Genomic DNA, 19,313 nt, shown 5'->3' with positions numbered 1-19,313 from the left:
GGTAATGCACTAAAGGGTTGAAATAACAATAGCCAATGTAGTGAGGCTGGCAATAATTGAAATCAGGCTAACATAATCGCGAAGCGCCTCACTAACCGGTCTTCGGATAGGTTCAATATAAATTATATCTCCGGGGTACAATATCATATTAGATCGTGTGTAGCCCTCCAGTGTACTGAGGTCGGCAATATAAAGTTCAGTGCCACGTAAAACCCGGATATTCTGTGCTTTGGAGTCGCGATCCAATCCACCGGCCAGACCAATTGCCTCAACTAACGTGGTGTTTTCATTTTCAAGGGGTATTACCTTGCTAACCTGTAATCCAAGAACAACAACGCGTTTATTGGTAAACGTAAGGTTAACAAAAGGTTTTGTATAAAATTCAGCGTAGACTTTCTCAAGCAATTCTTCTGCTTGCCGAAGGGTTAGACCAGCCATTCGCACTTCGCCCACCATTGGAAATTTTACCACGCCATTAATATCAACCAGGTAGGTGGGGTCCGGCCTCAGTTGTGATGACTGGGTGGGAATTTCGCGTAACAAGTTATAGTTAGGATCGATAATCAATTCGCCTTTATTGGTATAAACGCGCAGTTTCAATAAATCGTTGGGTTGAATAACATAGTTGCGCTCCACCTGGGCAGCCTGCTGCTGAAGTTGGGTTGTACCATCGTACTTAAACATAATGTTTTGCTTATAGGATGTACACGATACCAGCAGCAAAGTTGAGATAATTAATAACCGGAAGCTTCGGAGAATCATTTTCACGTAAACACACTATTAATCCCGTGAAATTACAGATTTTCTTAACAACTCATCCAACGTTGGCAGGTTGCTGTCTTTTGCAGAAAGTGTAGGATCGGCAAATGGCCAGGGTATGCCAAGTTGCGGGTCGTTCCAGATGATTCCGGCCTCTGCGGATGGTTGGTAAACAGAGGTACTCTTATATATAAAGAGTGAGTCCTCTAATGCCGCAAAGCCATGGGCAAAGCCTTCGGGTACCAACACCATGTTGTGTTTGTCGGAATCCAATACGCAGGTATGCCATTTACCGAATGTGGAGGATCCTTTTCGCAAATCAACCGCCACGTCCAAAACTTTTCCCTGCAGAACACTAACCAGTTTTACCTGCTGATAAGGTGCAACCTGAAAATGAAGACCCCGCACAACTCCTTTCTTTGAGAACGAAATATTTTCTTGTGTAAATGCGTATGTAATACCGGCTTTTGCAAATTCATTTTTTTTGAAGAATTCATAGAACCAACCCCGGTTGTCGGTATAAACTACCGGGATGATTTCAAGTAAACCACCAATTTCTGTTTCAATAATCTGCATGGTAGCCTCAGGAACCGCACTTAATCTCTGTCAGCGCTTCAAGGTATTTATTTATGACGATAGATTCGTCATACTGGGCTTCCATTTTCTTTCTTCCGTTTTGACCGAGCCGGTTGAGTGACTGTGGGTCAAGACTTGCCATCTTGCGCATTTTATCGGCCAGGTCGGCAGCATCTTTTCTCTTACATAAAAATCCGTTTACGTGGTCATCAACCACCTGGTTGCAGCCGGGTACATCGGTCGCGATAATGGGCCTTGCTGAACTGGCTGCTTCCAGCAATGTTCTTGGTGTTCCTTCACGGTAAGAAGGAAGTACGATGCAATGTGCCTGTTCAATGAAAGCACGTACGTCTTCGGTAGTGCCTAAGTATTCAATCGTACCTGATTGTATCCACTCGTTAACAAGGGTTTTGCTGATGCCCCGCTTATGTTCTTCATCAATGGCGCCAAGGATTTGAAATTTTGCTTCGATACCCTCGGCTTTCAGTTTTTTAACGGCATCAACGTATTCAAGTATTCCCTTGTCGGTAATCAGGCGGGAGATCAGCAAGAAGGTAAAAGGAACATTGTTCTTTAAGGCAACTGGCGAAAACCTCGTCAGGTCTATCCCTGAACCGGGCAGTAAATCAACTGTGCCAGGCCGGACCAGTTTTTTGGCGAGGAACAAATTCAGATCGTCCGGGTTTTGGAAGAATACCTTCCTGGCGAAGCGAAAACTAAGCCTGTAAAGAAAAACAGCCACTCTTGAAATCAGGTCGTTTTTCAGAAAAGCCGTACCCAGACCGCAAACATTATTTATTACAGGAATACGCAGTCCGGCTGCGGCTAACGTGCCATATACGTTGGGTTTGATGGTATAATGTAAAATGACATCGGGTTTAATCCGCCTATAAATGGAACGCAACTCGAAAACAAGGGCTATATCTTTAACAGGGTTTGCACCCCGGCTGTCCATTCTTACTTCGTGGTGGGTGCACCCGGCTTCGATAAGTCGTTGAGTGTAATCATCATTCGGGGCAACCGTGTGTACTTCATGTCCCCGCGCCTGCAGGGATTTTATGAGGTTCATCCTGAAATTGTAGATATTCCAGGAGGTGTTCAGTACAACAGCAACTCGCATAGGTTAAGATTAAAGCAACCTGCTTCGCCAAAGGTAAAAAACGGGGGGTCCAGTGGTTCAGCCAAGCGTTGAATGGACAAAAGTAAAAAAAAGTAACCGGCACGGAAACGGCAACCCAACATTCTTGTAAACTTGCTTTGATAAGTATGCAAAGCAAACTTGCCATATTGGTTGCCCTGGGCAATACCCGTCATCCGGAGGTTACGGAGGAGCATTTAAATGAACTCGCCTTTCTGGCCGAAACAGCTGGTATAACCGCGGTTGGCAGGTTGGTTCAAAACCTGCACCGGCCCGATGGCCGAACGTTTATTGGTAAAGGAAAACTGGCCGAACTGAAAGCAATGGTTAGCGCTAAAAAGGCGAATACCATCATCTTTGATGATGATCTTTCACCTTCACAACTTCGGAATCTGGAAAAGGAATTTAACCCAAAAGAAACAGAGGCTACTGTGCGAATTTATGACCGTAGCTTGTTGATATTGGATATATTTCTTTTACGTGCAAAAACCGCACAAGCCCGAACGCAGGTTGAACTGGCCCGTAACCAATACCTGTTACCCCGGTTAACCCGCATGTGGACACACCTCGAACGGCAACGGGGCGGTACCGGTACGCGGGGCGGTGCCGGTGAAAAGGAAATAGAAACCGACCGCAGGAACATCCGCAACCAGATTAGCGTGCTGAAGGACCGGCTTGAGAAAATCGAGAAGCAGCGGGCAACTCAACGCAAGTCGAGGCAACATGAAGTGCGTGTTGCGCTGGTGGGGTACACCAACGCGGGTAAATCCACATTAATGAATTTGCTTTCCGGTTCCGATGTGCTTGCTGAGAATCGCCTGTTTGCCACGGTTGATTCAACGGTGCGAAAAGTAACTTTTGGAAACATCCCATTTTTACTTAGCGATACGGTGGGCTTCATCCGTAAACTTCCGCACCACCTGGTTGAGTCGTTTAAATCAACTTTAGATGAAGTGCGCGAGGCCGACTTGCTGCTGCATGTGGTTGATGTGTCGCACCCGTTTCATGATAACCAGATTGAAGTGGTTAACCATACGCTGGCCGACATTGAAGCGGGTAACAAGCCGACTATCCTGGTATTAAATAAGGTTGACACTATGAAAAAGCAACATCCCGAAGCCGACCTTACCGAGATGACTGGCTACTACCGCGGCAAGGGGTTTGACCGGGTAATTTTCGTTTCGGCCATAACAGGCGAAGGCATCCCCGCATTGAAGCAATTGTTATTTGACGAGGTGAAAAAAATTTTTCTTACGATCTACCCGAATTACCTGAAGGATGGGTATGAGTTTATTAATTTAAAAATCTCCTGATAAGGCAAGCTAATGTAGAAGTGTTTTTATTTTTTTTTTAAACAATTTAAATTGGTAGTAAAAGCATAAACTATTATTTAATAATTTTATAATGTATGCCGATATCGATGCAAAGCAGGACAAAAATCCGGTTATGGATATGGTCGATCTTTCCACTTTGCTCATATGTATTTTTACCAACCGAGGGGCCTGCTCAACGTGTTGTAAAAAATGAGTACACCGTTATTCATGTAAAATTTAGGGAAGGCAACAATCCAACAAAGGCAATGTTGGGTATTGGCGGAAGGTTTGGTATATCGGCAATCGATAAACTTGGCGAAAAATACAAGGCAGTTAGCTTAAACCGGATATTTCCTGAAGCCGGAATTTTTGAAGAAGCGCATAGGGCCTACGGCTTGCACTTGTGGTATGAAATCCGGTTCAGGAAAGATCTTAAACTTGCTAAGGCTCTTTCAGATTACAGGAAGTTCCAACATTTTGAGTACGTAGATGAATGCAAACCCTATACATCGGTTTGGTCTGAAATCAGCGAGCAACCAATTCTGGAATCCGGAAGCAATGACCCCCTCTTTGCCAATCAATGGCATTTTAACAACACCGGGCAAGGCGGAGGCACCCCGGGCGCTGATATTAAGTTACTGGATGCCTGGAAAAAGGAAACAGGGTCCTCCAATGTTATTGTGGCCATTATAGATGCCGGTATTCAGCTAACCCATCCTGATCTTACGGGAGCGCTATGGGTAAATCCAGGGGAGATCCCGGGTAACAGAATTGACGATGATGGAAATGGTTATGTGGATGATGTACATGGATACAATTTTGCTGACAATAGTTCTTTTATTGAGGGTCATTTTCATGGAACCCATGTTGCAGGAACCATCGGGGCGGTTACGAATAATGGCCTGGGTGTTTCAGGTATAGCAGGAGGCAGCGGCAGCTATAACGGAGCCAGGTTGATGTCATGTGTGGGTTTTGGTACCATTTTTACCGGGGGTTTCGAAGCAGCCATGGTTTATGCCGCTGACAATGGCGCAGTAATTTCGCAAAACAGTTGGGGGGGTGGCTCAAGAGCAATTGAAACAGCTATTAATTATTTTGTTAATCGTGCCGGGATGGATAACAGAGCTTCTCAGTTCCATCAGAACATTCAGACCGGCCCCATGGCAGGCGGGTTGGTCATCTTTGCCGCAGGCAATTCCAACACGTCTGATCCAAACATGGGTTACCCGGCTTCTTACCCAAAAGTTCTTGCCGTAGCGTCTACTGACCGTGATGATAAGAAGTCTTCATTTTCAAATTACGGAACGTGGGTTGACATTTCTGCGCCAGGTAGTAATGTGTTCAGTACCTACACCGGTAATAACTATGCCTATTTAAGCGGTACCTCAATGGCGTGCCCACATGTATCGGGTGTGGCGGCATTGGTTATTTCGAAATTGCAAGGACCTGGATTGGTTCCGGCAGATGTTTGGAACAGGTTACGACTTTCGGCCCGAACGATAAATGAACAAAACCCCGGCTTTCAGGGGTTGCTTGGTGCCGGCAGATTGGATGCCAGTCTGGCATTACGTGATCCAGATAATATTCCGCCTGCCCCAATTACCGACCTCCGGACAGAACGGGTCACAACGTCATCCGTGGTTTTGAAGTGGACCGCAACAGGTGAGGACGATTTCGAAGGACAAGCCCTGGCTTATGATTTACGATATTCTACTACACCCATTACTCCATCCAACTTTGGCTCCGCAACCAAAGTTTCCGGGCTCCCCAATCCGCCTCCGTCAGGGCAAGAGATAGTTTTTGAAGTAAGGAATCTTCTTCCGGCAACTGAATACTTTTTTGCATTAAAAAGTGAAGATGTCTTTTACAATGTATCGGATATTTCTAATGTTATTGCGGTCACTACCCTCAATCCACCAATTCCCGAACTGGTCACAACGGGGTTATCGGTTAATCTTCATACCGGTGCAGTAGTGCCCTCGGAAATTCTGGTAAAGAATGTTGGAGAGGATAATCTTGTTGTCAGGTTGGCAGTACCAGAATTACAGCCGGCTCCGGTTGGATTTGCAACCGGTGCCAAGGGCAGACTTTTTGCCATTAATACTCTAGCTAATCGAGTTGATGAACTTGATTGCCGAACCGGTATTCTTATCCGCTCGATTTCATTGCCGGTGCCATCTACACAGAATAATGAAGGACTGGCCTTTGATGGAGAGTACCTTTATTACGGTAATGCGAATACAGTTTACAAAATCCGGGTAAGCACCGGGCAGGTAATTCGCTCATTCACCCTCGATAACCCGTATGGCATAACTGGCCTTGCGTGGTCAGGTCGCTTCCTCTACGTTTCAGTGATTAGTAGTAACCTTAGCTATTTGTATGAAGTAGATGTTGATTCAGGATTGATTTTACGTACGATAACCTCCGGGTTTTATCAGGGATTAACTTTTGGAGGTAATCGGGGTACTTTATTTGCAGTGAATGGAAATTTTCTTACGGAGCGGAACGCTCAGACAGGCAATGGCATTAAAGAATTTAATAATGGTGGCAATGCCAAAGGGCTTGGATACTCGGCCACCGAGGATTTGCTGTTTATTTCAAAAAATAATTTCATTCAGGCATTAAATCCAAATACAGGCGAAGTTGAATATTCATTTCTTTATCCGTTTACAACAGCATTAGCTGCCGATGAATACAAACCCGGATGGGTGCAGGTAACGGAACAAGCAGTTGAGATCCCCTCGGGAAGTACCCGGAGCCTCCCACTAACTTTTGTTGCTACTTCGTTAAGTGATGGCCAGTGGCACGGGGTTTTGAGGGTCTTGCCAATGAACATCCAACATCAGCCACTGGAGGTTCCGGTGACCATGCAGGTAACCGCAGCTCCGGATATTGAAGGAATTGAAGCGGTTGATTTTGGTATTCAATACAAAAATGTTGAAACCGAAACGGTAGTAATGCTTGAGAACAGAGGATTTTCTGATTTGGAAATAACCGCTTTTACCTCAGGGGATTCGCGGGTTTCATTATCGGTTGGTTCTGCAACATTATCGCCAGGACAAAAACTGCCGGTTATCGTAACATTTCTTTCTGATGAAACCGGAGTATTTGAATCGCACTTTACCATAAGCAGTAATGATCCCGATGAAAGTGAGTTGGTAATACCGGTTCGGGCCCAGGTGCTGCTTGCCCCTGCGCTTCAGGTCAGCCCGTCTTCATTAAGTACCACAATGCAGGTTGGCGAACAAAAAACAGTGAGCTTTACGGTAACAAACACAGGAGAGTCTGATCTTCATTATGTTGTCAGGTTTGTAGGTTCAAACGCTCCCTGGATAACATCAATGACTGCCTGGAGTGACACGCTAACAAATGGAACGGAGCCAGCAATGATGTTCGAGGAAGAAGGATTTAGTGTAAAGGCCAATTCTCCTGAGCCAATCACAGGCCTGGTGCACCCGCCTCAATCGGATTTTATTTATGCAAAATCATTCTTTGGTAACAACTTTTACCGGTATAATCTGGTAACGGATACCTGGACATTAATAGGGTTTACACCGGAAAATGTGGTTGGCCAGGCGGCCTTTCTGAATGGCAAGTTGTATTTTGCCGGAGACCGTCTTCATGTATTCGATCTGCAATCAGGTACCTGGTCTTCGGTTTCATTTCCGGTCGCACAATCAACCATGAATCTGGTTACAGATGGCCAATACATCTTTGTAACATTTTTACGGAGCTTTTACAGGTATGATCCTGTTGCAACGGTTTGGGTGCAACTCGCGGATGTACCACCTGGATTTTCCGGTCATGTTGCGGGTCTTAGTCATTTCAGCGGAACTATTTTTGCGCATGATGATGGATTATCCGGAATCGAGGGGGATGGCAACACACCTCTCTTCAAATATTTTAAAGACAGTAATTCATGGATCAGTACCAAATCAATTACAGGTAAAGCATATTTTGGTTCGGCTGTTAACCCTGCAGGTAAAACCTATTTTGTATCAGGAAGGGCCCCATCTAATCCTGCTGTAAATCAGATTTCTGTTTTGGACATATTAGAGGGTGAATGGACAACTCTTCTATCTCCATTAAACTCGGCATCAAATCCTATCTATGTAAGTAAGGCTGGGTACAGCGGATTTTATTTTGTTGAAATGAACGGAACATCGTTCGGTTACTATGAAACTCCGCCAGCCCCCGAATGGATTTCCTTTGGAACACACGGAGGCACTCTCTCGCCCGGACAAAGCCAGGTCATAAATATAATTTTGGATGCCTCTGTATTGATTGATGGTACTTATACGGGTAATATTCTGGTTAAGGGGAATCACCCGTTTTTAAGCAAAGAAGTTCCTTTGACATTAACTGTTGTTGGTGCACCTGATATCTCGGTTACCGGTAATGGTTTGGTACCTGGTGTAGTCTGGTTAGGTAAGGAATTTGGTTTGCCTGTTCGCGTAAAGAATACCGGAACGGCATTTCTATACGTCACTGACATTGCACCTAACCACCCTGATGTTTCTGTTTCTTCTTCCAACCTTATTGTGCCACCGGGTGAAGAAAAATCGGTAACTGCTTATTTTCTTCCTTCACACGAAGGTTTGTTGCAGGGTCAAATCACGTTTACCAATAATGACCCTGACGAGTCGGCAGTTGCGTGGTCCTTTTCAATGAATGTAACTACTTCACCTGTTCCTCAATTAATACCGTCCTCATTAATTGTCAATCTGATGTCCGGAGATACACTTGTTCAATACCTTACTTTAAGTAATACGGGAGGCGGATTAATGGATTATTTTATTGATTCCGATGAGTCGTGGCTGCCTAGTCGTTCATTTGGTTACCTGCCGGCAGGGGAATCATTATTGATTCCGGTAACAATTGATGCCACTGGGCTGACAGGTGGAACCTATAACGGAAAATTTGTTTTATGGCACCAGGGTGAAATAAGGGCGGAAGTGCAGGTAATACTTACGGTGATAAGTGCACCCGGTATTTATACCAATCCGCAAGTAGTTGATTTCGGTGACCGCTTTGTAAGTTATACGCATTCAACGCAAGTCAACCTGGTGAACAAAGGAGTGCTGCCGTTGCAAATCACCTCTATCGAATCAACAAATCCTGCCTTCGGCATTTCTGAAACAGGCCCCGTTGAATTGATGCCTATGCAAAGTTTGGCGATTGGGGTTACCTTCCAACCGGAAGGTACTGATTCATATGCAGGTAACCTTGTTTTTCAATCCAACGATCCCAATGAAAGTACGTATGCTATTCCGGTAACGGGCACCGGTGTTAATCCACCGGTGGCATCAACTGATGTTGCTGAGTTGCAAGTAGAGTTATTTCAGGATGAAATTCTGGCCGAATCTGTCATTCTTCAGAATACAGGAGGCAGTGAACTTGCCTGGAAAGTTTACTCGAATACTGAATTTCCTATTCCCGTAAATGATTTTACGTTGCTAAAGCCATCGCCTGCCGAATTGACGAGTTTGGTAGTAGACCCTGCAACTAAGACCCTGTATGCGCAACACCTTTACTATAACCGTGTTTACCGGTATCAACCGTCAAGTGATACCTGGGTTCAGTCTTTCAATACCCATATTGGAGTAGGCAACAATAAATCAGGAGGGGCCGTTATACTAAATAACCGAATGTATTGTGTTTATTCAGACGACTCGCTGAATCTCTATATTTTTCATATGATCCTTCGTAACTGGTCGGTAATACCCAATCAACTTGGCGCAGGCACCGGAACCATAACAACCGATGGAACTGCCCTTTACCTTGCAGGAGGGGGCAACTTTATGCGATATGATTTGGCAACTAAAACATGGAAAAATTTACCCCTTCCTTCGCTCGTGTTTCTGGATGGTAAGGGCGGACTTCAATATCATAATGGATTTGTTTATGCCCATGGAGGTTCAGGAAATGGTTTTGCACGTTTTAACATCTTCACCGAAGCATGGGAAAATTTACCTGCGATGCCCGGCTCTGCCGTATTAGGCAGCGCAATTGACCCGGTACGAAACAGGTACTATGCTTATGGTAAAGAACAGTTAACGTATGTGTATGAATATGATATAGGATATAATGTGTGGAGCACGTATTTATTCGAGGAGTTTGAAGTTAACGATGGCGGAATAATAGTCAGTAATCAGCCAGACTATCAAGGCGTTTATTTTATTCAGGGCCGGAGTGGGCCAGGATTTGCCCGATTTAAACCAAAGAATATCCTCAATTGGTTACGACCGGTGCCGTTGGCCGGAAAATTGGAAGCTGTACAAAATACACAGTTGGGGGTAAATGTCAGTTCGTATAGTTTATCAGTGGGCCAATATCAGGGCTTACTGAATATTGCCTCAAACGATCCGGTAAATAATTTAATCCCGGTAACAGTAAATATGAAGGTTATGAATCCTGCGCCTTCGATTGTAGTGCCCGGTGAAATTAAGGACACCGTGGACAGGGTAATACCTCAAACGTTTGCTCTGCGAATTAAAAATAAAGGAAAAGAAACACTTACTTGGAACATTGCTGGTGTGCTTCCATTCAACCTTAGTGCAAGTAAATCATCTGGAGCTTTGCACCGGTTGGAGGAAGAAGTTATTGACATTACATTTAATCCTGCCTTTTTCGGTGATCCATTCCTCGATTATACTTTAGTAATTAATTCAAATGATGCTGAAAACCCCCAGGTACCCGTCAGGCTCTTATTTACACTGCCAAACAAACATCCGCAGGTTACTGCAGCGCCCGGGCCCCAGCTATTAACTGTCGATCCTTTGCAGATTTTGCTTGATGATGTATTCTACGATCCGGACGGAGACCCCCTGACGTTCAGTGTTTCATCAAGCTTGCCGCAATTTGCCACGGTTTCTATGACGGGTTCTACTTTAACAATTAACCCGCGCCTTTCAGGCACAACAAAAATTACAATTACGGCAACCGATAATTATAATGCTTCAACGGTTATTCAGTTCGATGCCATTGTTGATCGTGTTACCGGCATTGAGACAGACAACCAGACTACACCCTTGGAAGTTTATCCCAATCCATTCGATGAAAAATTTACCGTTCGGTACACAACACACAATCCAGGAAATGCATCGGTTCTTGTTATGGATATAACCGGTCGTGTGGTTTACCGGGCGCAGTTTGAGGAATCTTTCGGAGAAAATAGCCTTGAACTTGATGGTAACAATCTAAAGTCAGGTTTATATACTTTTTTGCTGTTGCAAAACAAAAAGACACCATCCACAAAACGTCTTGTTAAAAAATAGTTCAAGCATGATAATTTTGATTTGTTAAATCCGGATAATTGCTATCCGATCGTTTTTTTTACCTTTGCACCTCGCTAAAGCGAGCTTAATAGTTTTGGTTCTGCCATTTGCCTGGTCTCATAGTTCAATGGATAGAATAGGAGTTTCCTAAACTCTTGATCTGGGTTCGACTCCCGGTGAGACCACCATTCCCTCTTCCCTCCAGGCCGCCAAACCACATATTAGTTAAAGCTGGTTGCATGCTTTGAAAATGCTTACCGCGTTTCTAACTTATGCGGCAAAACTCTTCGCATGTCGCTTGAAAATAATCAGAATCGTCCGGAAAATACCGGCTCTGCGCCTGTAACCACCAATTACAAATTCCGCGATTTAAAAGTCCATGCCTCCGATGAATGGATGGCTGATGGCACCAAAAAGTACCGCCAGGTGTACGACCGGTACGAGACCACGTTTATGCGTGCTGAACTCTCATTTTATAATAAACTATTTGACGAAGCCGAATGGGATGTAACTGTTACCCTGAAATGCTTCCATTTTGCACAAAGCGGCAAGCAGGAACTGTGCAGCCTGGAGCAACAACGCAAGGTATTGAAAGACGAAAACATTGTTTACATCCGCGATTCCTGGGGTAACGCTGCACCGGGTGCCTACTGGCTGCGCGGTAACTATGCCTGGGAAGCCTACCTGAATGGCGTACTGGTTGGTGAAGCCAAATTTTTTGTTGAAGACCTGGGGCCTTCGGCCCCAGGCGAAAACCGTTTTTTCGATATCCAACACATTAAGCTGTTTGAAGGCGATGCCCAGGCATCAACCCAGCCCGAAAAAAAATACCTGAGCCGCTTTAACCAGAAAGACACCCGGTACATCTGGGGAGAATTTTGCTTTAAGAATAAAACACAAACCGATTACTATGCCGAGTTATTCTTCAACTTCTGCGATGATGCCGGCCAGTTAAAAGGGCGCAGTACACGGCTTGTTTACATACCGGCAAATACGGCCGGCCAGGTGTATAACCTTTACCCCTCCTGGGGTAACGATGTACCCGGTTCCTGGAAAACCGATACCTATACCATGGAGGTTGTATTTATGGACACCCTTATCGCCTCGGTGGTGTTTCAGGTGGGCGATAGTGCCCAGGAAGGAACTGTAGCGCTAATCACCGATCCGAACCAGTTTGCCAAATCAACCACCTTGGCTAATCCGTTAACCGATAAAAGCCTGGATGAAATATTGAATGAAAGTTTGGCTGAACTGGATGCGTTAACCGGCCTTAAAACAGTTAAGGAAGATGTTAACGAAATGGTAAAACTTGTAAAGTTTTACCAGGAAACCGGAAAGGATTTCTTAAACAAATTTTCACTCCATTCGGTATTTACAGGCAATCCGGGAACAGGAAAGACCACCGTTGCACGAATTCTTTCCAAGATTTATAAAGGACTGGGTATCCTGGAAAAGGGACATTTAGTAGAGGTTGACCGGCAGGGGTTAGTTGCCGGCTATGTTGGTCAGACGGCTATTAAAACGGCCGAAAAGATTGAGGAAGCCATGGGCGGCATTCTTTTTATTGACGAAGCTTACGCATTGGCTAACGAACGCGGGTCGCAACACGATTTTGGTGCGGAGTCTATTCAGGTCATTCTAAAACGGATGGAAGATTTTCGCGGAAAGTTTGGGGTGATTGTGGCCGGCTATACCGATAACATGCACGAGTTCATCAATTCCAATCCGGGGTTGCGTTCGCGCTTCGATAAGTATTTCGTGTTTGAGGATTACTCACCGGAGGATATGCTCACCATTGCCTTATCTATTTTCAAGCGTGAAGAAGTACAGCCTGATGACCCGGCAACTGCACACCTGAAGAACTATTTTACTTTCCTGCACGCCAATCGCGATAAGCATTTTGGCAACGCCCGCACTGTACGGCAGGTGGTTGGCGAAGCGGTTAAAAATCAGCACCTGCGCCTGGCAGCTATGAAAAAGGAAGATCGCACCGCTGACTTGATGCGCACCATCATTTTTGATGATGTGAAAGAATTTGAAATCAGGGAATACGATTCCGGCAAAAAGCCTATCGGCTTTAGTGTTGGTAAAAAATAATGCAACGCGGGATTATCCCCTGCCTCCGCCTGAAAAAGCAAAGTATTTTGCTTTCAGTTTGTCATCGTAGTCATCGGCATAAATACCCACCCTGTCGAGTGTGGTTTTTATTTCCGATTTATCAAGCCCTTGTAGCTCACGGATGGCTTTGATATAGGCTTTTTCCTGAAAGATGGTAAAAGCAACACCGTACAGCGAGTGGTTAATCTCCAGCAGTTCCTTGGTGAACAAGTGTTGGTTGTTTACGGGTACATCACAAACCGGAGCCATAACCTGGAAGTACCCGTAGTTGGTCAGGTTGCCCTGCGCATCCTTAGATTGAAATATATCAACCCAAACACTGGCGGAGCCGAGTTTCAGGTTCCACTGGCCGGGCTGCTGGCCGCGTGCGGTGGCCGGATCAATTTTGTATTCCACCAGCACTTCTTCAAATTGGTTGTAATAAAATTGAATTGGATTTTGCATAAGAAGGTTCTTTTTTATCTGATTAATCAGAAAATGTAGGGCAATTGCCGCACAGAAAAAAGGAGTAAGAACAAATTATTTTTAAGTATCGGCTTTGTGACCTGCGCTGGCCACTATTTCCCATAAATCTCATTCAGCACTCCGGCCAGCCGGATGCCGGCCTGCAGCAAGCGGTGGCGAACATCATCAAAGTATAAGTAAGAATAGGTATAGCCTAACCGGCTGTTGCCGATGTTGTATACCTTTTTTCTGTACGTCATGCTTTCAGCAGCCCACTCGCGTACGGAAGCTTTTTGTAAAGCCTGAATATCGGTAGCTGAAGGAAGAATGAGTGATTCGGCCAGTTCGGTATAACTCAGTTTGGTGTCGTCAATCATGTCGCTGTCCCACACCCGGTGCAGGTTGCTGTCGGTGCGGAACCACATTACTTTAATGTCATTACCTCCGCGGTCATTACCGCGGCCCACATGCAGCGGCTGGTGGATATCGCCTACCAGGTGGATCAGTACTTTTATATGCTCCCGTTCTTGCTGCGGAGTTAATTTTTTCGACTTCAGTTCGGCAATAATTCGTTCGAGGGCCTGAATCACATCGCCATTGGGATTCTTTTCCGCGTTTTCATACGTTATTCCATCCGGTATAGTTACCCAGTGCCAGTCGGTCATATAATTGTAGGTTGAATCAGACCGCACTTCGTCCATCCAGGTGCTGGCCATCGCCAGCGACTGGCCTTCTAAAATGCGTTCAAGTGCTTTTCGTGCTTTTTTGTTCAGGTACTTATTGGCAATGTATCCGGTAACGCGGTGGCCGGTTGGGCCCCAACCATACGCCACGAATGATGTAACGGTAAGCAGAATGACACTGATTAATTTATTCATAACATGCTCATTTAAGCGGCAAATATCTTTAAAATAGGCTAATGCATTTTTGTTGCATGCATTATTTTAAATTTAAGGCAGCGGGCAGGTTATGGCACAAACCGTTAAACTTACGGCCTTGCTGGTGGCTAACCAGTTGGATATTAAGGGAATCAAAAACTTCCTTGATATTAAACCCATTGCCGATCTGTCATCGGAATTGTTTTATGGTTTTGAAGGGGGTAAGTATCAATACTATTTTAATTATGGTGTAATTGTTTTTACAGGATACACCGATGACGAAATTAAATGGGCAGTAAAAGCCGTTCAGGCCTTTCATAAAAATCCGGTTACGCCATGGCTTCGCGATGAACACATTCTTCAGGTTGAGTCCGGAAGTGACATGCAATTTCAGTTTGGCCAGGTGGTGTTAAGTACCTGCGATGAAAAGGTAATCCGCATCGCCATGTTTAACCTGGCCCAGTCGGTAGCCATGGACCATTACCATGCGGTTACCGAACAACTGCTGGCCGAAGTAAAAGGCTTTACTTACCACCTCGAAACCAGTGGCCAGCTGAAAATAAGCCGGAAGAACATGCTGCGGTTTATAGGCAAAGCGCTCAATACCCAAAACGAGGTGGCCGAGAATATTTACATTTTCGATGCGCCCGAACTGGTGTGGGATGATGAGTACCTGGATAAGCTCCACCAGGGGTTGATTAAACACTTCGACCTGCGTGTCCGCTTCAGTGAGCTGGAGTATATGATGCGCATCATTGAAGAAAACCTTACCGTATTTCGGGAGATTAGCAACCAGCGTGAGAGCAGTTTGCTGGAATTAATTATTATCATCCTTATACTGGTTGAAGTTTTCGACCTGATTATTTCTAAATTGCTGTGATTAACCAAAACGAGTTTACACCAATTACCTCTCTCTCATGACGCAACCTTCACGCATTCATCTTTTCCAGGGTTATGGCGTAGAGTTGGAATACATGATTGTGGATAGCGAAACGCTTACCATTAAGCCTATAGCCGATGAGTTACTGAAGCATGAACTGGGTTACTACGGCAGCGATTTTACCCGTGAGGCAATTACCTGGTCAAACGAAATGGTGCTGCATGTTATCGAACTGAAGTCCACCCGACCGGAATCAAATTTTAATGCCTTGGAAAATGCATTTGCCGATGAAGTGAAACGCATCAATGCCATTCTTTCAACCTGGCAGGCCCGGCTGTTGCCCGGTGGTTGTCATCCATCGTTTAATCCATTAACCGAAACAAAATTATGGCCTCACGAAAGCAGCGAAGTGTATGAGATGTACAATAAAATTTTTGATTGCCGGGGTCATGGTTGGTCAAACCTGCAGAGTACGCATCTGAATCTGCCGTTTTATGACGATGAAGAATTTGCGCGGCTTCATGCTGCTGTACGGCTGGTGCTGCCCATTTTACCGGCAGTGTGCGCGAGTTCACCTTTGATTGAAGGTAAGATAACCGGCTCGGCCGATACCCGACTGAAATACTATAAAACCAACCAGTCGAAAATTCCATCCATTACCGGCCGGCTTATACCCGAAGCCGTTTTTTCAAAACGCAATTACCTCAATACCATTTACGAAAAGATAAAGTCCGATTTGGCGCCATATGATCCGAATGGTATACTTAACCCCATTTGGGTAAATGCCCGTGGTGCAGTACCCCGCTTCGATCGGGGTTCCATCGAACTGCGGCTCATGGACTCGCAGGAATGCCCTGCAGCAGAAATGGCCATCCTTACTTTACTTATTGAAACGGTGAAGGCCCTGGTAGCTGAGGTGTTTTGCGACTTTGAGGCGCAGATGAAATGCCGCACCGAAACGCTTGTGCCAATACTCGATTTGACCATTGAACGTGCCGAGCAGGCCATCATCCACGATCAGCTTTACCTGCAACTGGTTGGATTCAACAGCAAGGAAACAACTGCCGGAAGCTTATGGAGGCATATTTTCGACCGGTTAATTTACCGGGGTAACGATGCGCTTGAAAAATGGAAGCCCGAACTGGAAATTATCTTTAGTGAAGGGTCGCTGGCAACCCGAATCACAAAATCAGTTACTACCACGGGTGCCTGGCTGGCGGTTTACCGGCACCTGGCCGACTGCCTTTCACAAAATAAGTTATTTATACCTTAAAGCAGGTTCGGTCGCAATAGACCGAAACCTGCATTACCCATTAGTTTGTTGCCACTTCAGATGTATTTTCGGCTACCACTACCGTTAACACTGTGGCTTTAAGTTTACGGCCCAAATCGCACCGTACCGTAAGCTGGTATTGTCCGGGCTTTAATTCATTGGAGGCCTCGAGGTAGATCGTGCTGGAGTTAATCCGGCCTTCAGCAGGATCAAATCGGGCGTTTAAGCCGGTTGGCAAAACGGATGTAATGGCCAGTTGAGCTTTATAGCCAGAGAAACGTTTTGAACGATTAAGAGCCAGCACTACCGATTTGGTTTCTCCGGGTTTAACGGTCAGTTTCGATTGGCTTAGTTGAATTGTGTATTCTGTGGGTGGTGGTGTTTGGGCCGGGCTGATGACGGCAACACCAGCAACCAGCATGGTAAGGGCAAGTAGTTTTTTCATAAGCGGTTATTTTTTTTTGAAATAAACGCCAATCAAAACTGGCGGTAAGTAAAATCCGTTGGTTTGGGGTAAGTAGTAAAGCAAATGGGGTAAGAAAAAAGTTCTGGGGCTATTGGCAATTTAAATGGGGTGGTTGGTCAGGCGAGTTCCATCATGCTTCGAAGCTGGTGAATTTTTTCCATTACTTCTTTGCCCTTCTGCCGAGACACCGGGATGATGATATCGGTATCTCGAATTTTTAGTTTGTATCCGTTGGCATTGCCTGAAACAGAATCGATGGCGTTTATATTAACCAGAAACGATCGATGACACCGCAGCGTAAATGAATTATTGAGTTGGTTTTCTATGTTTTTGAGATTAGCCCGTAACAATTTATGTTGAATACCAGGCCCGTTTCGCCAGAATACAGTTGAATAATTGTCATCGGCCTCAACAAATAACAAATCGGGCAGGTTAACTTCCAGTGTTTCGCTGGTTTCGCTTTGCAGGGTAATACGGTTTGTTTCCTTGCCGGAGTCTGTTTTTAGATGTTGAATTTTTTGCAATTCCCGATTGGCCTGTAAAGCGCTGCTCAGGTTTTGCCGCAGTTGGGTATTACGAATGATAAGCGTTGTAAGCGCAATGGGTATTACTCCTTTTATCAGTACACGGCTGTTAGCCTGGATGAGATTCTCGGCAACCGACAGGTGGGGACAAATGTAAACGATATCAACCACTGAACTGGCCATCCCGATCAGGAACAAATGCCCTATGTTGATGAGGATGTATTTACCAAGTGTCCACTGGTCAAACCAGGCAGGGAATAGTTTTGGAAGGACAATAATAGTTATAACCAGACACAGAAAGGTAATCCCTCCGAAGAGAAAGTGCTGCGGTAAGGTAAGGTCGTGATCGCCAGGGGTTTTAAAGGCAAACATAAACACCACCACAAACAAGCTGATAACCGCAATGAGTGCAAGGTTTCTGCGGTCATCCTGCAAATAGTAGGGGAATGGCTCACGCAGCCTGGTTTTCAGATTCATATGCTCTTCCTGTGGCCATTACGAAATCCATAACTTATGGTTTTGAAGTACCGGGTAAAGAAGAAACGATTGAAGCAAACTTTTCATAAGAATCAGGCCTGTTGGTGTTTTGCGGGGCGAAATGCCCATTTTTGGGGTGAACGCCTCAGCCGGATGCCGATAATTCGTTGAGTAGTTCTTTCAACTTTGCCAGATGGTTGCCATAAAGCTTTTTAAGATACCAGTCGGTAATTTTGAAAACACCTACCATAAAAAGGGTAGCAACCAGTACAAACCAAATCAGAAACCCGGTTTGTGTAAACCGGTGGAGAAAATTATCCCACCCGGCATCAAGTGCACCAAAAAGCAATCCGATGCAGAAAAATACCGGGTAAAGAATGGTGTAGCTGCGTTTATAAAACGATAAGTATGCGGTCAGGCCTTCAACAAGGTTTTCGAGGTTGGTTTTCAGGTTGCCCCTGCTAAGTTCATACCGGCTGAGCAGTTTAAGTTTTTTTGCATAGTAAAAAATGTAGGCTGCCAGGGTTATGGCCAGGGTAAGCACCATCCATTTCAACTGGCCGCTTTTTGCATACAAACCGTAAACGGCCAGCCCGATGCCGCTGGCGATGGTGAAGGAAAGTTCAAACCACACGCTCCGTTTAAGTTTCGTAACAATGGAGGTACTTCGGCCCTGTAACATACGGGCAATCTCATCGGTGTTTTTGGCATCAATGCCCGCAGGTTGCTGCTTCCAGATGGATTTCAAATCATTGAACTCTTCCATAACTTATCCGTTCATTAGTTTTCTCAGCTTTTCACGGATGCGGTTCATCCGTACCCGTACATTGTTTTGCGTAATACCCATCGTTTCGGCAATTTCATCATAAGGCACTTCGTCAAGTGCCATCATAATCATGGCCCGGTCGATTTCTGAAAGTTTGCGGATGGCCCACTGCAACTTGTCAAAATCTTCTTCCGGGTTGTCGGGTTCGCGTTCGGCAATATTCAGGTGGTAATCATTCAAATCCTGTGTCTGAATCTTGCGGGTTTGTTTTCGCAAACCCGATATGGCCGTATTCAGGGCAATGCGATACATCCAGGTTGTAATTTTGGCATCACCCCGGAAGGTGTGGAATGACTTCCATAACTGGAGTACGATTTCCTGAAATAAATCATTGCGTGCCTCCCGATCATTTTCGTACATCATA

At 45.1% G+C, this 19,313-nt stretch carries 14 protein-coding genes and 1 tRNA gene; 6 read left to right on the top strand and 9 right to left on the bottom strand.

The genetic code is table 11. The annotated features are described in order from the left end of the window. Nucleotides 1–9 precede the first annotated feature (9 nt). From HRU69_00505 to HRU69_00495, 3 genes are read right to left on the bottom strand one after another with little or no spacing between them, the layout of a single operon-like run. Entirely contained in the window at nucleotides 10–762 is a 753-nt protein-coding gene (locus HRU69_00505) for a polysaccharide biosynthesis/export family protein (GenBank protein QOI96045.1), read from the bottom strand. An 18-nt stretch (nucleotides 763–780) separates the two neighbouring features. Then, entirely contained in the window at nucleotides 781–1,335 is a 555-nt protein-coding gene (gene rfbC, locus HRU69_00500; GenBank protein ID QOI96044.1) for a dTDP-4-dehydrorhamnose 3,5-epimerase, read from the bottom strand. Nucleotides 1,336–1,342: 7 nt separating this feature from the next. After that, on the bottom strand, nucleotides 1,343–2,455 hold the full coding sequence (locus HRU69_00495) for a glycosyltransferase family 4 protein (protein QOI96043.1): 1,113 nt from the start codon (nucleotides 2,453–2,455) through the stop codon (nucleotides 1,343–1,345). Nucleotides 2,456–2,601: 146 nt separating this feature from the next. Here HRU69_00495 and hflX point away from each other — a divergent pair, with 146 nt between their 5' ends. The 4 genes from hflX (at nucleotide 2,602) to HRU69_00475 (ending at nucleotide 13,160) form a co-directional block, all read left to right on the top strand. Continuing rightward, nucleotides 2,602–3,786 carry a GTPase HflX gene (hflX, locus tag HRU69_00490; GenBank protein ID QOI96042.1) on the top strand — a complete coding sequence of 395 codons (1,185 nt, stop codon included), beginning with the start codon at nucleotides 2,602–2,604 and terminating at the stop codon, nucleotides 3,784–3,786. Nucleotides 3,787–3,893: 107 nt separating this feature from the next. Next, nucleotides 3,894–11,063 carry a S8 family serine peptidase gene (locus HRU69_00485; protein ID QOI96041.1) on the top strand — a complete coding sequence of 2,390 codons (7,170 nt, stop codon included), beginning with the start codon at nucleotides 3,894–3,896 and terminating at the stop codon, nucleotides 11,061–11,063. Nucleotides 11,064–11,176: 113 nt separating this feature from the next. Further along, nucleotides 11,177–11,251: transfer RNA gene (locus HRU69_00480), tRNA-Arg, on the top strand. A gap of 103 nt (nucleotides 11,252–11,354) precedes the next feature. Next, complete coding sequence (locus tag HRU69_00475; protein ID QOI96040.1) at nucleotides 11,355–13,160, top strand: AAA family ATPase; 1,806 nt, start codon at nucleotides 11,355–11,357, stop codon at nucleotides 13,158–13,160. 12 nt (nucleotides 13,161–13,172) lie between these two features. Here the strand turns inward: HRU69_00475 and HRU69_00470 are convergent, their stop codons facing one another. After that, a complete protein-coding gene (locus tag HRU69_00470; protein QOI96039.1) occupies nucleotides 13,173–13,625 on the bottom strand; it encodes a YbjN domain-containing protein in 453 nt (150 codons plus the stop codon). A 113-nt stretch (nucleotides 13,626–13,738) separates the two neighbouring features. Next, nucleotides 13,739–14,503: a S1/P1 nuclease gene (locus HRU69_00465; GenBank protein QOI96038.1), complete on the bottom strand. Its 765-nt coding sequence runs from the start codon at nucleotides 14,501–14,503 to the stop codon at nucleotides 13,739–13,741. 91 nt (nucleotides 14,504–14,594) lie between these two features. Between HRU69_00465 and HRU69_00460 the strand changes: the two genes are divergently transcribed. Both HRU69_00460 and HRU69_00455 read left to right on the top strand, forming a co-directional pair. Further along, entirely contained in the window at nucleotides 14,595–15,383 is a 789-nt protein-coding gene (locus HRU69_00460; GenBank protein ID QOI96037.1) for an RMD1 family protein, read from the top strand. 37 nt (nucleotides 15,384–15,420) lie between these two features. Continuing rightward, nucleotides 15,421–16,656, top strand: coding sequence for a glutamate--cysteine ligase (locus tag HRU69_00455; protein QOI96036.1), 1,236 nt, complete (start codon nucleotides 15,421–15,423; stop codon nucleotides 16,654–16,656). Nucleotides 16,657–16,696: 40 nt separating this feature from the next. On the opposite strand, the gene HRU69_00450 is transcribed toward HRU69_00455, so the two are convergent. The 4 genes from HRU69_00450 to HRU69_00435 form a co-directional block, all read right to left on the bottom strand. Further along, the gene (locus HRU69_00450; GenBank protein QOI96035.1) at nucleotides 16,697–17,101 is read right to left on the bottom strand and encodes a hypothetical protein; all 405 of its coding nucleotides are present in this window, start codon (nucleotides 17,099–17,101) and stop codon (nucleotides 16,697–16,699) included. Nucleotides 17,102–17,238: 137 nt separating this feature from the next. Further along, nucleotides 17,239–18,123 (bottom strand): LytTR family transcriptional regulator, encoded by an 885-nt coding sequence (locus HRU69_00445; protein ID QOI96034.1) that lies wholly within the window; start codon nucleotides 18,121–18,123, stop codon nucleotides 17,239–17,241. Nucleotides 18,124–18,268: 145 nt separating this feature from the next. Beyond that, nucleotides 18,269–18,889 carry a hypothetical protein gene (locus tag HRU69_00440; protein ID QOI96033.1) on the bottom strand — a complete coding sequence of 207 codons (621 nt, stop codon included), beginning with the start codon at nucleotides 18,887–18,889 and terminating at the stop codon, nucleotides 18,269–18,271. A gap of 3 nt (nucleotides 18,890–18,892) precedes the next feature. After that, the gene (locus HRU69_00435; protein ID QOI98785.1) at nucleotides 18,893–19,312 is read right to left on the bottom strand and encodes an RNA polymerase sigma factor; all 420 of its coding nucleotides are present in this window, start codon (nucleotides 19,310–19,312) and stop codon (nucleotides 18,893–18,895) included. Nucleotide 19,313: the final 1 nt, after the last annotated feature.

It is taken from the genome of Flammeovirgaceae bacterium (assembly GCA_015180985.1).
GTDB lineage: Bacteria > Bacteroidota > Bacteroidia > Cytophagales > Cyclobacteriaceae > UBA2336.
Note: the sequence above shows the minus strand (reverse complement) of the source record. Positions and strands in the feature narration are given on the sequence as shown.

Coding starts and splice junctions, on each gene's coding strand:
- HRU69_00470 (QOI96039.1), bottom strand. CDS start 13,625: ATGCAAAATCCAATTCAATTTTATTACAACCAATTTGAAGAAGTGCTG.
- HRU69_00485 (QOI96041.1), top strand. CDS start 3,894: ATGCAAAGCAGGACAAAAATCCGGTTATGGATATGGTCGATCTTTCCA.
- HRU69_00450 (QOI96035.1), bottom strand. CDS start 17,101: ATGAAAAAACTACTTGCCCTTACCATGCTGGTTGCTGGTGTTGCCGTC.
- HRU69_00495 (QOI96043.1), bottom strand. CDS start 2,455: ATGCGAGTTGCTGTTGTACTGAACACCTCCTGGAATATCTACAATTTC.
- HRU69_00445 (QOI96034.1), bottom strand. CDS start 18,123: ATGAATCTGAAAACCAGGCTGCGTGAGCCATTCCCCTACTATTTGCAG.
- HRU69_00505 (QOI96045.1), bottom strand. CDS start 762: ATGATTCTCCGAAGCTTCCGGTTATTAATTATCTCAACTTTGCTGCTG.
- HRU69_00475 (QOI96040.1), top strand. CDS start 11,355: ATGTCGCTTGAAAATAATCAGAATCGTCCGGAAAATACCGGCTCTGCG.
- HRU69_00455 (QOI96036.1), top strand. CDS start 15,421: ATGACGCAACCTTCACGCATTCATCTTTTCCAGGGTTATGGCGTAGAG.
- hflX (QOI96042.1), top strand. CDS start 2,602: ATGCAAAGCAAACTTGCCATATTGGTTGCCCTGGGCAATACCCGTCAT.
- HRU69_00440 (QOI96033.1), bottom strand. CDS start 18,889: ATGGAAGAGTTCAATGATTTGAAATCCATCTGGAAGCAGCAACCTGCG.
- HRU69_00435 (QOI98785.1), bottom strand. CDS start 19,312: ATGATGTACGAAAATGATCGGGAGGCACGCAATGATTTATTTCAGGAA.
- rfbC (QOI96044.1), bottom strand. CDS start 1,335: ATGCAGATTATTGAAACAGAAATTGGTGGTTTACTTGAAATCATCCCG.
- HRU69_00460 (QOI96037.1), top strand. CDS start 14,595: ATGGCACAAACCGTTAAACTTACGGCCTTGCTGGTGGCTAACCAGTTG.
- HRU69_00465 (QOI96038.1), bottom strand. CDS start 14,503: ATGAATAAATTAATCAGTGTCATTCTGCTTACCGTTACATCATTCGTG.